At 73.0% G+C, this 12,202-nt stretch carries 14 protein-coding genes; 7 read left to right on the forward strand and 7 right to left on the reverse strand.

Annotated features, from left to right (window positions below):
• The first annotated feature begins 12 nt into the window (after positions 1-12).
• On the forward strand, positions 13-1,041 hold the full coding sequence (locus QWJ90_RS01920) for an endonuclease/exonuclease/phosphatase family protein (protein ID WP_290105899.1): 1,029 nt from the start codon (positions 13-15) through the stop codon (positions 1,039-1,041).
• 92 nt (positions 1,042-1,133) lie between these two features.
• Here the strand turns inward: QWJ90_RS01920 and QWJ90_RS01925 are convergent, their stop codons facing one another.
• A complete protein-coding gene (locus QWJ90_RS01925; protein WP_290105900.1) occupies positions 1,134-1,517 on the reverse strand; it encodes a DUF3054 domain-containing protein in 384 nt (127 codons plus the stop codon).
• 55 nt (positions 1,518-1,572) lie between these two features.
• On the opposite strand from QWJ90_RS01925, the gene QWJ90_RS01930 reads away from it, so the two are divergent.
• The gene (locus tag QWJ90_RS01930) at positions 1,573-2,997 is read left to right on the forward strand and encodes an aminopeptidase P family protein (protein WP_290105901.1); all 1,425 of its coding nucleotides are present in this window, start codon (positions 1,573-1,575) and stop codon (positions 2,995-2,997) included.
• 6 nt (positions 2,998-3,003) lie between these two features.
• Here QWJ90_RS01930 and QWJ90_RS01935 read toward each other — a convergent pair whose 3' ends face one another.
• Together QWJ90_RS01935 and QWJ90_RS01940 are read right to left on the reverse strand one after the other, a co-directional pair.
• Positions 3,004-3,672 (reverse strand): alpha/beta hydrolase family protein, encoded by a 669-nt coding sequence (locus QWJ90_RS01935; RefSeq protein WP_290105902.1) that lies wholly within the window; start codon positions 3,670-3,672, stop codon positions 3,004-3,006.
• Positions 3,669-4,418, reverse strand: coding sequence for a general stress protein (locus QWJ90_RS01940; RefSeq protein ID WP_290105903.1), 750 nt, complete (start codon positions 4,416-4,418; stop codon positions 3,669-3,671). The genes QWJ90_RS01935 and QWJ90_RS01940 overlap by 4 nt, the downstream gene beginning before the upstream one ends.
• 107 nt (positions 4,419-4,525) lie before the next feature.
• Between QWJ90_RS01940 and QWJ90_RS01945 the strand changes: the two genes are divergently transcribed.
• The 3 genes from QWJ90_RS01945 to QWJ90_RS01955 are packed head-to-tail and all read left to right on the forward strand — an operon-like array spanning position 4,526 to position 7,462.
• Entirely contained in the window at positions 4,526-5,815 is a 1,290-nt protein-coding gene (locus QWJ90_RS01945) for a magnesium transporter MgtE N-terminal domain-containing protein (RefSeq protein WP_290105904.1), read from the forward strand.
• Complete coding sequence (locus QWJ90_RS01950; protein ID WP_436836673.1) at positions 5,815-6,342, forward strand: DUF1003 domain-containing protein; 528 nt, start codon at positions 5,815-5,817, stop codon at positions 6,340-6,342. The genes QWJ90_RS01945 and QWJ90_RS01950 overlap by 1 nt, the downstream gene beginning before the upstream one ends.
• Positions 6,332-7,462 (forward strand): Mrp/NBP35 family ATP-binding protein, encoded by a 1,131-nt coding sequence (locus QWJ90_RS01955; RefSeq protein WP_290105906.1) that lies wholly within the window; start codon positions 6,332-6,334, stop codon positions 7,460-7,462. The genes QWJ90_RS01950 and QWJ90_RS01955 overlap by 11 nt, the downstream gene beginning before the upstream one ends.
• Positions 7,463-7,500: 38 nt before the next feature.
• Here the strand turns inward: QWJ90_RS01955 and QWJ90_RS01960 are convergent, their stop codons facing one another.
• Positions 7,501-7,866 (reverse strand): Sec-independent protein translocase TatB, encoded by a 366-nt coding sequence (locus QWJ90_RS01960; RefSeq protein ID WP_290105907.1) that lies wholly within the window; start codon positions 7,864-7,866, stop codon positions 7,501-7,503.
• 75 nt (positions 7,867-7,941) lie between these two features.
• Here QWJ90_RS01960 and QWJ90_RS01965 point away from each other — a divergent pair, with 75 nt between their 5' ends.
• Complete coding sequence (locus tag QWJ90_RS01965; RefSeq protein WP_156240920.1) at positions 7,942-8,577, forward strand: O-methyltransferase; 636 nt, start codon at positions 7,942-7,944, stop codon at positions 8,575-8,577.
• Positions 8,578-8,637: 60 nt separating this feature from the next.
• On the opposite strand, the gene QWJ90_RS01970 is transcribed toward QWJ90_RS01965, so the two are convergent.
• The 3 genes from QWJ90_RS01970 to dapE form a co-directional block, all read right to left on the reverse strand.
• Positions 8,638-8,808, reverse strand: coding sequence for a DUF3117 domain-containing protein (locus QWJ90_RS01970; RefSeq protein ID WP_156240919.1), 171 nt, complete (start codon positions 8,806-8,808; stop codon positions 8,638-8,640).
• A 93-nt stretch (positions 8,809-8,901) separates the two neighbouring features.
• A complete protein-coding gene (locus tag QWJ90_RS01975; RefSeq protein WP_290105909.1) occupies positions 8,902-10,128 on the reverse strand; it encodes a hypothetical protein in 1,227 nt (408 codons plus the stop codon).
• Positions 10,110-11,186 carry a succinyl-diaminopimelate desuccinylase gene (gene dapE / locus QWJ90_RS01980; RefSeq protein ID WP_290105911.1) on the reverse strand — a complete coding sequence of 359 codons (1,077 nt, stop codon included), beginning with the start codon at positions 11,184-11,186 and terminating at the stop codon, positions 10,110-10,112. The genes QWJ90_RS01975 and dapE overlap by 19 nt, the downstream gene beginning before the upstream one ends.
• A gap of 60 nt (positions 11,187-11,246) precedes the next feature.
• Between dapE and dapD the strand changes: the two genes are divergently transcribed.
• Positions 11,247-12,194 carry a 2,3,4,5-tetrahydropyridine-2,6-dicarboxylate N-succinyltransferase gene (gene dapD, locus QWJ90_RS01985; RefSeq protein WP_290105913.1) on the forward strand — a complete coding sequence of 316 codons (948 nt, stop codon included), beginning with the start codon at positions 11,247-11,249 and terminating at the stop codon, positions 12,192-12,194.
• Positions 12,195-12,202 lie beyond the last annotated feature (8 nt).

Below are 12,202 nucleotides of genomic sequence, written 5' to 3' on the forward strand. Positions count from 1 at the left end.
AGGGTCGGGACCGTGCTGCGCTTGCTCGGGATCCTCGTGACCGTGCTGTTCGCGATCGCCACCGCCATCGTCACATGGCCGGGCTTCTTCCGCCTCGAGCAGACCTTCCCCGTCGCCCAGCTTGCGGCCCTGCGCGGCGCCGTGGTGGTGGTTCTGGCGGTCGTCACGATCTTCTTCCTTCTGCTCGCCTTCATCCGCCCGATGCGCGGATTCGCGCTCTCGATGGCTCTCGTGTCGGCGATCGGGGCGATCAGCGGAGGCGTGGTCCTCGGCGTGCGCGGCTACGGCACCGACTCGCTGCCGGAGGCCACCGACACGAGCGTGCGCGTCATGTCGTGGAACACCGAGGGCAACGCGATGGGGGCCGACGAGATCGCGCAGACCGCCGTCGCCATGGGCGTCGACGTCGTCGCGCTCCCCGAGACCGCCGAGTACGTCGGCGAGGAGGTGGCCGTCGCGATGCGCGACCTCGGCAGCCCGATGTGGGTGCATCACGTGGCGCTCCGCCCCGAGGTGCAGGACGGCCCTCAGGCCTGGGAGACCACCGTGCTCATCTCCCCCGACCTCGGCGACTACTCCGTCATCGAGGCCTCGAGCGACCTCACCAGCAACACCGAGGTCGTGCCGAGCGTCGTGGCGATGCCGGTCGACGGCGAGGGGCCGATCGTCGTGGCCGTGCACGCGGTGTCGCCGCAGCCGGAGTACATGGACGCCTGGGCTGAGGACCTCCGGTGGGTGGCGGACCAGTGCGCGGGCGGGAACGTGATCCTCGCCGGAGACTTCAACGCGACCGTCGATCACATGGCATCGCTCGGTGTCGACGGCGGCGACCTCGGCGCCTGCACGGATGCGGCCGCTGAGACCGGCAACGGCGCGGTCGGCACCTGGCCGACCGGCGTGCCCGCGCTCCTCGCCGCGCCGATCGACCACGTCATGCACTCCGCGGCATGGACCGCGACCGGATCGCTCGTGCTCACCAACCTCGACGACGCCGGCAGCGATCACCGCCCGCTCGTCGTGCAGCTCGAGCCCGCCGACTGAGCCGACCGTGTCTCACTCCCTGCGGCTATCAGCCCCGCAAACCCGCGCGCAGTGAGACATGGCAGACATGCGTGTCTCACTCCCTGCGGCTATCAGCGCCGCGAACCCGCGCGCAGTGAGACATGGGAGACCGCGCGCCAGCCGATGAGGAACGCCGCGAGCACGACGGCGGTCACGATGACGAACGGGATGGCCGCGCCTTCGCCCGACGCGACGCGCAGCAGCAGTCCTCCCGCGGCTGTCACCACCCAGACGACGACCCCGGTCCGCAGCGGCGCGAGCGGCCGGCGCCAGGCACGTGCGATGGCCCAGGCTGCGGCGAGCGCGACGAGGAACGGCCACGCGACGCGGCCGAGACCCGCCGCGCCCACGCCGCCCTCATGACTCGCGAGTCCGAGCGCCGCGAACGCGACGACGAGCACGACGTCGGCGAGCGCGCTGAGGGCGACGGTGCGGGAGCGAGCGGGGGCGGCCATCCCTCCAGCCTAGGCCGCACGGGCGGCGCTGCCCGCTCGGTGAGAGACTGAGGGCATGACCACCGGCGAGACGAGCACCCAGGCAGCGACCGAGCAGAAGGCCGCCGACTCCAACACGAACCGTCGCCAGCCCTACCCGCAGGGCTTCCTCGACGTCATCTCCAGCGGATGGGCCGAGCGCGCCGAGCCGCTGCCCGCCGCACGCGAGCAGGCCGCGCACGCCGCCCGCCGACGCGCCGCCGTCTCCGCGGCGTTCCCGGGGCAGCGCCTCGTCATCCCGGCGGGCTCCTTCAAGCAGCGCAGCAACGACACCGACTACCCGTTCCGCGCGCACTCGGCCTTCGCGCACCTCACCGGCTGGGCCGTCGACGCCGTGCCGGACTCGGTGCTCGTCTTCGACCCGCGCGATGACAGCGCCGACGGCCACGATGTCACGCTCTTCCTCCGCGACCGCGCGACGCGAGAGACGCCCGAGTTCTACCGCGACGCGTCGATCGGCGAGTTCTGGGTGGGGCCGCGCCCCTCGCTCGCGCAGGTGGCCGCCGACCTCGACGTGCCGACCGCTCGCCTCGAGGAGTTCACGGCGGGCGAGGACGACCGCGTGCTCGACGAGGACGCCGAGCTCACCCGCTTCGTCTCGGAGCTCCGCCTCGTGAAGGACGCGTACGAGGTCGAGCAGATGAAGCTCGCCGTCGCCGTCACCGCGGCGGGGTTCGATGACATCGTCCGCGAGCTCCCCCGCGCCGTCGCGCACCCGCGCGGCGAGCGCGTCGTCGAGGGCGTGTTCCACCAGCGCGCCCGCAGCGACGGCAACTGGGAGGGCTACGACACCATCGCGGCCTCCGGCGCGCACGCGTGCTACCTGCACTGGACCCGCAACGACGGCGCGGTCCTCCCCGGCGACCTCATCCTCATCGACGCCGGCGCGGAGGTCGACAGCCTCTACACCGCTGATGTCACCCGCACGCTCCCCGTGAGCGGCACCTTCACCGACATCCAGCGCCGCATCTACGAGACCGTCCGCGAGGCTGCGGACGCCGCGTTCGCCGCCGCGCGCCCCGGCGTGAAGTTCCGCGCTGTGCACGAGGCCGCGATGGGCGTCATCGCCGCGCGCACCGCCGAGTGGGGCCTCCTCCCCGTCACCGCCGAGGAGGCGCTCGACGCCGACCGCGGCGGACAGCAGCGCCGTTACATGGTGCACGGCACGAGCCACCACCTCGGCATCGATGTGCACGACTGCGCGCAGGCCCGCCGGGAGATGTACTACGACGCCCCACTGGAGCCGGGCATGGTCTTCACGATCGAGCCGGGACTCTACTTCCAGATCGACGACCTCACGGTGCCGGAGGAGTACCGCGGCATCGGCGTGCGCATCGAGGACGACATCCTCATGACAGAGGGCGGCCCGGTGAACCTCTCCGCCGACATCCCGCGCACGGCCGACGAGGTCGAGGCGTGGATCGCGCGGCTGCGGAGCTGAGCGCCCTCAGAGCGCGCGGATGAACGCGACGACGGGATCGGCGAGCGCCGCGCCGATCTCGTCGGCCGGGCGCTTGCTCCCCTTCACCTCGAAGCCGTGCACGGCGCCCGGCACCCACGTCACGGTCGCGTCCTGACATGAGGCGACGGCCTCGTCGAACTGCTCGCGCGGCTGGATGAACGGGTCGTTCTCGCCCGAGACGAACAGCTGCGGATGGCCGATCGCCGGCAGGTGGTCCGCCCGCGGCTTCTCGGGTCTCCCGGGCGGATGCAACGGGTACGCGAGGTAGACGAGCCCCGCGACGTCGAAGCCGCCCTCCGCGGCGGCGACCGAGGCCATCCGCCCGCCGTACGACTTCCCCGCCGCCCACAGCGGCCCGGGAAGGCCCGCCGCGAAGTCGACGACCGCGCGCCATGCGGTCACCGCGTGCGCGGCGGGACCGGGGAGCTTCCGCCCGGCTGCGAGGTATGGGAAGTCGAAGCGCACGGTCGCGACGCCGGCTTCGCGGATGGCCGCGGCGAAGCCCACGAGGAACGGATGGTCCTTGCCCGCGCCCGCGCCGTGAGCGATCGCGAGGGTCGCCCATGCGCCCTCCGGCACGCCGACCGCGGCCGGGAGGTCGACCGACCCCGACGGCAGCTCGACCGGGATGGTCGCGGAGGTCTCCGCGGTCACGCCCGCTCGTCGCGGTGCTCGCCGATCGCCCGCTCGTCGTCGGGCCGCTCGCCCCCGCGGCGCTCGTCGTCGCGGTGCTCGCCACGCTGCCCGTCGCGCTGCTCGTCGGGCTGCGGCACGGCGACCGCGGCAGGGCGGTCGCCCTCGTGCTGCTCGGCGACGCCGCCCTCGGCCGCCTGCTCGATCGGAGCCGCGACCGGAGTGCCGGTGCGGGGGTCGACGCGCACTCCGTAGCGCGGCGGCTCGTTCAGCGACTCGGTGTCCACGCGCACGGGCCGCTCCGGAGCGGTGCCGAGCGTCTGCCGCGCGCGGCCGGCGCTCGAGCGCTGGACGGCGATCTCGTAGTGGTCGGCGGTGACCTGCATGACGCTCGCGAAGTCGCGGCGCCGGCGGACCATCATGTAGCTGACGAGGCGGAAGACCATCCCCATCGCCACGCCCAGGAGGATCATGCCGACGAAGGCGCCCATCGGCAGCGCGGGGGTCCAGATGACGACCATCGCGCCGAGGAGGAGCCCGAGCAGGACCCCGTTGAGGGCGCCCGACCAGGCGGCCTGCGCCCAGCCCAGCCGCCCCGTGATCTTCTCCACCGATCGCAGCGCGGTGCCGACGATCGCGATGTCGCGAGCGGGGACATCCGCCTCGATGAGCTTCGACACCGCCTTCAGCGCGCCGTCGTAGTCGCGGAAGCTCGCGACCGTCTCCCCGACCTCCGGGGCCTTGCCCAGTCCGCTCCACATGCTCATGGCGGCATTGTCCCACGGGCATGCGGCGGCCCTCTCTTCCCCGCCTATGCCCCGCCTGTGAGTCACGCGCCCCGATGAGGTCGGGGCGCGCGCATTACGCTGGACGGGTGAGTACGCAGAGGGTGTTCGTGGCGCGCCTGGCCGGGTGCCCCGTCTTCGACCCCACCGGCGACCGGCTCGGTCGGGTCCGCGACGTCGTCGTCGTGTACCGAAGTACGGGCGCTCCCAGCGTCATCGGCCTCGTCTGCGAGATCCCGGGCCGTCGTCACGTGTTCGTCGCGATCGGCCGCATCACCTCCATCGCGCAGGGGCAGGTCATCACGACCGGCCTCATCAACGTGCGCCGCTTCCAGCCGCGCGCGGAGGAGGTGCGGGTGATGGCCGAGCTCATCGGCCGTCGCGTGCACTTCAAGGACGGCAGCGGGTCGGCGACGATCGAGGACGTCGCCATCGAGCCGAACCGGATCGGCGAGTGGTCGGTCGGGCAGCTCTTCCTGCGCAAGCCGAAGACCAGCGCGTCGCCGTTCGCGAAGGGGCCGACGACGTTCGCGCCGTGGAGCCAGGTGCGCGAGCACCACACGCCCGGTGAGGCGCAGTCCGCCGAGCACCTCGCCGCCAGCTACGCCGAGCTGCGCGCGGCCGACCTCGCTAACACCCTGCTCGATCTGCCGGAGGAGCGGATGATCGAGGTGGCCGAGGAGCTCTCCGACGACCGCCTCGCCGACGCCCTCGAGGAGATGCCCGAGGAGGACCAGGTGCACATCCTCGAGAAGCTCGGCGACGCCCGTGCGGCGAACGTGCTCGACGCCATGGACCCCGACGACGCCGCCGACCTCCTCGCCGAGCTCGCCCCGCAGCGCAGCGAGGAGCTCCTCGACCTCATGGAGCCCGAGGAGGCGGAGGACGTGCGCATGCTGCTGCGCTACGGCGCCGACACCGCGGGCGGTCTCATGACGACCGAGCCGATCATCCTGCCGGCGGACGCGACCATCGCCGAGGCGCTCGCGCTCATCCGGCGCCACGAGCTGCACCCCGCCCTCGCCGCGAGCGTGTACGTCACGCTGCCGCCGTACGAGACCCCCACCGGCCGGTTCCTCGGCGCGGTGCACTTCCAGCGCATGCTCCGCTACCCTCCCCACGAGCGGATCGGCGCCATCCTCGACGACACCATCGAGGCCGTGCCGGTAACGGGCTCGGCGTCGGAGGTCGCGCGTCGGCTCGCGAGCTACGACCTCGTCGCGCTCCCCGTCACCGACGCCGCGCACCGGCTCGTCGGCGCGGTGACCGTCGACGACGTGCTCGACTACCTCCTGCCGGAGGACTGGCGCTCGCAGGACCCCGATGAGGAGATCCCGCGGAGTCCCGCGACCGGCTCGATCCCGACGGTGCGCCGGTGATGGCGCGGGCATCCGAGATGCGGGGCCGCCGCCCCCGCATCGACACCGCCTACGATGGCCGCGACCGCGACCGCTTTGGGCGCGCCACGGAGTGGATCGCGCGCGCGATGGGCACGCCGTGGTTCCTCATCGGGCTCACCCTGTTCTGCGCCGCGTGGATGGCCTGGAACTCCCTCATGCCGGAGGGCTGGCGCTTCGACTCCGCGGCCCTCGGCTTCACCGCGCTCACGCTCGTCCTGTCGCTGCAGGCGTCGTACGCGGCGCCCCTCATCCTGCTCGCACAGAACCGCCAGGACGACCGCGACCGCGTCGGCATGGAGCAGGATCGGCAGCGCGCCGAGCGGAACCTCGCCGACACCGAGTACCTCGCCCGCGAGATCGTGGCGCTGCGGATGGCCCTCACGGAGGTCGAGGAGCGGATGGTCTCGCGCGATGTGCTGCGCGACGAGCTGCGCTCGCTGCTCGAGCGGCTCGACGAGCGGGATGGCCGCACGGACGCCGAGGACGAGGCTCGCGATGAGCGCTGAGCAGGTCGTCGACGCCGTCCGCGCGGCCGTCGGCCGCGTGTCGGACCCGGAGCTGCGCCGGCCCCTGTCGGAGTTGGACATGGTGCGCGAGGTGCGCGCAGACGGCGACGCCGTGCGCGTGGAGATCGCCCTCACGATCGTCGGCTGCCCCGCGGCCGATCGGATTGAGCAGGACGTGCGCGCGGCGGCCGAGCGCGCAGCGGGATCGACCCCGGTCGCGCTGGAGATCGGCGTCATGACGCCCACGCAGCGGAAGGCCCTCACCGAGCGCCTCCGCGGGAGCCGCGCCATGCCGTTCGGACCGGACTCGCTCACGCGCGTCATCGCCGTCACCAGCGGCAAGGGCGGCGTCGGCAAGTCGACCGTGACGGCCAACCTCGCCGTCGCGCTCGCGCAGCACGGGCTGAAGGTGGGCCTCATCGACGCCGATGTGCACGGCTTCTCCATCCCCGCGCTCCTGGGGCTCTCCGTCGACGGCGTCGCTCCCTCGCCCACTCAGGTCGGCGACCTCATCCTCCCGCCCGTCGCGCACGGCGTGAAGGCGATCTCGATCGGGATGTTCCTGCAGCGCCCCGACGAGGCGGTGGCGTGGCGTGGGCCGATGCTGCATCGCACCGTCCAGCAGTTCCTCACCGACGTGTTCTTCGGCGACATCGACGTGCTCCTCATCGACATGCCGCCCGGCACGGGCGACATCGCCATCTCGGTCGGTCAGCTCCTCCCGCACGCCGACGTGCTCGTCGTGACGACGCCGCAGGCCGCCGCGTCCGACGTCGCCGTGCGCAGCGGCCTGGTGGCGCGGCAGACCGGGCAGAAGGTCATCGGCGTCATCGAGAACATGGCCGCGCTCACCCTTCCCGACGGCAGTTCGCTCGCGCTGTTCGGAGAGGGCGGCGGACAGGCCGTCGCGGCAGCGCTCTCCTCGGCGGAGGCGGAGGTGCCGCTGCTGGCATCCATCCCCCTCAGCCCCGCGCTGCGCCAGGGGGGCGATGCGGGCGACCCGGTCGTCGTGTCGCACCCGGACGATGCGGCCGCCCACGCGATCGCCGGCGTCGCGGCGCAGCTCGCCGCGGAGCCCCGGCGCCTGGCCGGTCGCCGCCTGCCGGTCTCGCTCGCCTGAGGCGCGCGAGGGAGCGTCGTTGCGGCCGTCAGACCGGGTCAGGTGGCTTCGGCGTCGAACGGCGGGGGCGCGTCGGCCGTGAACGTGCGCCGTGCGAGCGGGGTGGTCCGCCGCACCGCGGTCTTCGTCGGCGCGGGGGCAGGCGGCGCATCGTCGAGGAGGGCCTCGCGGATGATGCGACGCGGGTCGTACTGACGCGGATCGAGCTTGCGCCAATCCACGTCGTCGAGGTCTTCGCCCATCTCGTCCTTGACGCGCGTGCGCGCACCCTGCACCCACTCGCGCGTGCGCCGGGTGAACTGCGCGAGGGCCTCCGCGTACCGGGGCAGCCGCTCGGGACCGATGATCAGGGCGGCGATCACGCCGATCACCATCACCTTCTCGATGGTCAGCCCGAAGAACATGATCACAGCGTACCGGGCAGACGTGGGATAGCCCTGGCGTGGCACGTAGGCTGGAGGGATCGTCAGGAGGAACCCATGAGCGAACTGGACGCCGTCGCGCGCTTCGCCCGCGAGACCGTCGTGGAACCCGACCACATCGCTCGCGCGCGTCAGCACGCGCTCGAGCTCGGCGCCGCGCCCATCAGCGCCGCCGTGGGCGCGCAGTGCGCGGTCGTCGCCGCCGCCACCGGCGCCCGTGCGATCATCGAGATCGGCACCGGCGCGGGAGTCTCCGGCCTGTGGATGCTGCACGGCGCCCCGCGCGCGGTGCTGACCACCATCGACAACGAGCCGGAGCACCTCTCCGCCGCGCGCGAGGCCTTCCAGCACGCGCGCGTGCCCATGGCGCGCGCGCGTCTCATCACCGGGCGCGCATCCGACGTGCTCCCCCGCATGAACGATGCGGCATACGACATCGTCCTCATCGACGCCGATGCGGCGAATGTCATCGACTACGTCGAGCACGGCCTGCGCCTGGCCCGGCCGGGCGGCACGGTCCTCGTGCCCCGTGTCCTCAACGGCGGGCGCGTGGCGGACCCCGTGCAGCGCGACCCGATCACGCGCAGCTACCGCACCCTGCTGCAGGAGACGCAGGCGTCGCCCGCGGTCATCGCCGCGCTCTCCACGGTCGAGGAAGGGCTCCTGCAGCTGTACGTGTCCTCCCGGGCATGAGAAGAGCGGATGGCCGATGTCGTCTCGCGACTCCGGCCATCCGCTCTGGATCGTGCTGGGCTAGGCGTTCACGACGTCGCCCAGGACGCCGTACAGCTCCCGAGCCTCCTCGTCATTGACGGAGACGACCAGGCGCCCGCCCCCCTCGAGCGGGACGCGCACGATGATGAGGCGCCCCTCCTTCACGGCCTCCATGGGTCCGTCTCCGGTTCTCGGCTTCATCGCTGCCATCGCGGCATCCTTTCCGTTGTGGTCAGGTGTCCAGTTTATCGGTCGCGGGCGCGCTCTCACGACAATCGCGTCCGTCCGGCTCGGCGCGGCACGTCACGGGATGAGCCAGAACGTGTTCCCGAGGCCGTACATGCCGTGGATCCACGCGCACTGACCGACGAGGCACAGCGCGAGCACGACCGCTCGGAGCGCGCGGGAGCGCGGCCACGCGAGCAGCGCGCAGGCGAGGGGCGCGAGCGGCAGGAGCAGGCGGAAGACGCTGGACTGCGGGAAGAACACGGCCAGGAGATAGACGACATACGCCGCGCCCCACAGCGACAGCACCGCGCCGGCTCGACGCGCTCCCCACAGGATGGCCGCGGTCGCGACGACGACGAGCGCCGCCAACAGTGCATACCCGGCCCCGACGGGGATGCCCCAGATCTCCGCCCACACGGCGGCGGCCTGCGGCCATCCGGTGAAGGGCGTGAAGCCGCCGTCGTCGCCGGTCCACCCGCGGCGCCACGCGAGCTCGGTCTCGAGGTAGGCGTCGGGCTCGCCGGTGACCACGCCCGCGATGCGCGGCCACGCGAAGCCCGCAGCCGTCGCGAGCGCGCCCAGCGCGAGGATGTGGCCGACCTCCGCGCGCGCTGGACCGCCCATCCTCCGGCGCACGGCGGGGACGAGTCGCCACAGCCCGTAGAGGCCGATGAGGAGCGCGAGCGCGAGCACGCCCGGACGCGTGAAGCCCATCACCGGGATGAGCAGGTACAGCCAGCCCCATCGGCGGCGCTCGACGCAGAGGAGGGCCGCGATGAGGAGAGCCAGGAAGAGCGACTCCGCGTACCCCACCTGGAACAGGGCGGCCAGCGGCCCCGCCGCGAGGAGCACGACGCCCCACGTGGCGCGGTCCTCGTCGAGGCGCGCGCGCAGCAGCGCATGCAGGGCGAGGCACGCGCCGTACCCGGCGGCGAGCGACACCAGCACGGCGCCCACCCACCAGGCGGCGAACACGGCGCCGACCAGCGCGGCGAGCCAGGCGTAGAGCGGCAGGAACGCCCACGCGTTCTCCGCCACGTCTCCCGTGTCCGTCAGCGGCAGGTCCGTCGGGTATCCGCTCGCCGCGACGGACCAGTACCACTGGGCGTCCCAGCCGAGGATGTAGTCGACGAGACCGGGATCCGGACCGTAGCGCGAATCCGGCGGCGACGCCTGCGCGACGAGGAGCATGATGCCCGTCGTCACCAGCCGCGCGACGAGGTAGATCGCGGCGACGCGGACGGGCGCGGGCCATGCCCGCACGTCCCGCAGGCGCGATCGGGTCAGCCGGCCGTCAGCCACGCGCGCAGGCTCCGCTCCACGCTCTCGATCTGCGCGACCGCGACGCGCTCCTCGTCGTGGTGCGCGAGGCTCGGGTCGCCGGGACCGTAGTTCACCGCGGGCACCCCCAGCGCGGAGAAGCGCGCGACGTCGGTCCAGCCGTACTTCGGGCGGGGCTCGGCGCCGACGGCACGGACGAACTCCTGCGCGATGGGCGCATCGAGACCCGGACGCGCGCCCTCGGCCAGGTCGGTGACCTCCACCTCGAATCCCTCGAGCACCTCCCGCACGTGGGCCACCGCCTCCTCGCCGGAGCGGCTGGGGGCGAATCGGAAGTTCACCTCGACCTCGCAGGCGTCGGGGATGACGTTGCCCGCCACGCCGCCGGAGATCCTCACGGCGTTCAGGCCCTCCCGGTAGGCGAGGCCGTCGACGACGATCTCCTGCGGCTCGTACGCCGCGAGCCGCGCGAGCACGGGAGCGGCCGCGTGGATGGCGTTCTCGCCCATCCACGCCCTGGCCGAGTGCGCGCGCCGTCCGTGCGTGCGCACGACGACGCGGAGGGTGCCGTTGCAGCCGCCCTCCACCTGCCCGTTCGACGGCTCGCCGAGGATCGCGAAGTCGCCGGCGAACAGGTCGGGTCGGCTCGCGGTCAGACGCGTGAGCCCGCTGCGCGAGGCATCGACCTCCTCGTGGTCGTACCAGATCCACGTCACGTCGACGACGGGGTCGGCGAGTTCGGCGGCGAGCTTCAGCTGCACCGCGGTCCCGGCCTTCATGTCGACGGTGCCGCGCCCCCAGATGAACGCCTCGCCGTCGATCTCGACGTCGCGGGTGGGGAGGTTCGCGTTCACCGGTACGGTGTCGATGTGCCCGGCGATGACCACGCGCTGCGCACGCCCGAGGTCGGTCCGGGCCACGATGGTGTCGCCGTCGCGATGCACCTCGAGGTGCGGCAGCGGGCGGATGGCCGCCTCGATCGCGTCGGCGAGCGCGCGCTCGTCGTCGGAGACGCTCGGGATGTCGCAGATCGCCCGGGTGATGTCGGCGGCGGAGGAGGACAGATCGAGCGTCGGCATGGCGTCGAGTCTAGTCAGGGGCCATCCTGGCCGCCGCCGCCCGCCCGATAGCCTGGAGGCATGAGCGATGAACGAAGGGTCTGGGGCATCGGCCTCGCGACGGTCGCCGGCGACGGCACCGTCCTCGACACGTGGTACCGCGATCTCGGCACGGGCGCGGCGGGCGAGACCGCCGGCGCCCTCGAGCGCCTCGCGGGTCTCGCAGGCGGGGATGAGCGCCGCGCGGTCTCGACCGAGCCGGTGAGCATCGAGATCGACCTCGATGCGGCGCCCGCGTCGACTGCCGACGCGTACCTGCGGCTGCACGCCCTGTCGCACCGCCTCGTGCGCCCCAACGAGCTGAATCTCGACGGCATCTTCGCGCACCTTCCGAACGTCGCCTGGACGAACGCGGGCCCCATGCGACCGGAGGACCTCACGCGTCTGCGTCCCGCGCTCCAGCGCGCCGGCATCCAGGTGCAGTCCCTGGACAAGTTCCCGCGGCTGACGGACTACGTGCTGCCCCCGGGCGTGCGCATCGCCGACGCCTCGCGCGTGCGCCTGGGCGCGCACCTCTCCCCCGGCACCACCGTGATGCACGAGGGCTTCGTGAACTTCAACGCCGGCACCCTCGGCGCCTCGATGGTCGAGGGCCGCATCTCGCAGGGCGTCGTCGTCGGCGACGGCAGCGACATCGGCGGCGGCGCCTCGGTCATGGGCACGCTCTCCGGCGGCGGCACGCACCGGGTGTCGATCGGCGCGCGCACCCTGCTCGGCGCGAACGCCGGCATCGGCATCTCACTCGGCGACGACTGCGTGGTGGAGGCGGGTCTGTACGTCACCGCCGGTACGAAGGTCGCGCTCGTCGACGAGGCGCCCACTGCGGATGGCCGCCCGCGCTTCGTGAAGGCCGCGACGCTGCACGGCTCCCACGGGCTGCTGTTCCTGCGCAACTCGACCACCGGGGCCGTGGAGGTGCGCCGTCGTCGTGGCGCCGGCGCGACCCTCAACGAGGCGCTGCACGCCTGATCGCACGG

The sequence above is a fragment of the Microbacterium oryzae genome, assembly GCF_030406385.1.
Classification (GTDB): Bacteria; Actinomycetota; Actinomycetes; order Actinomycetales; family Microbacteriaceae; genus Microbacterium; species Microbacterium oryzae_A.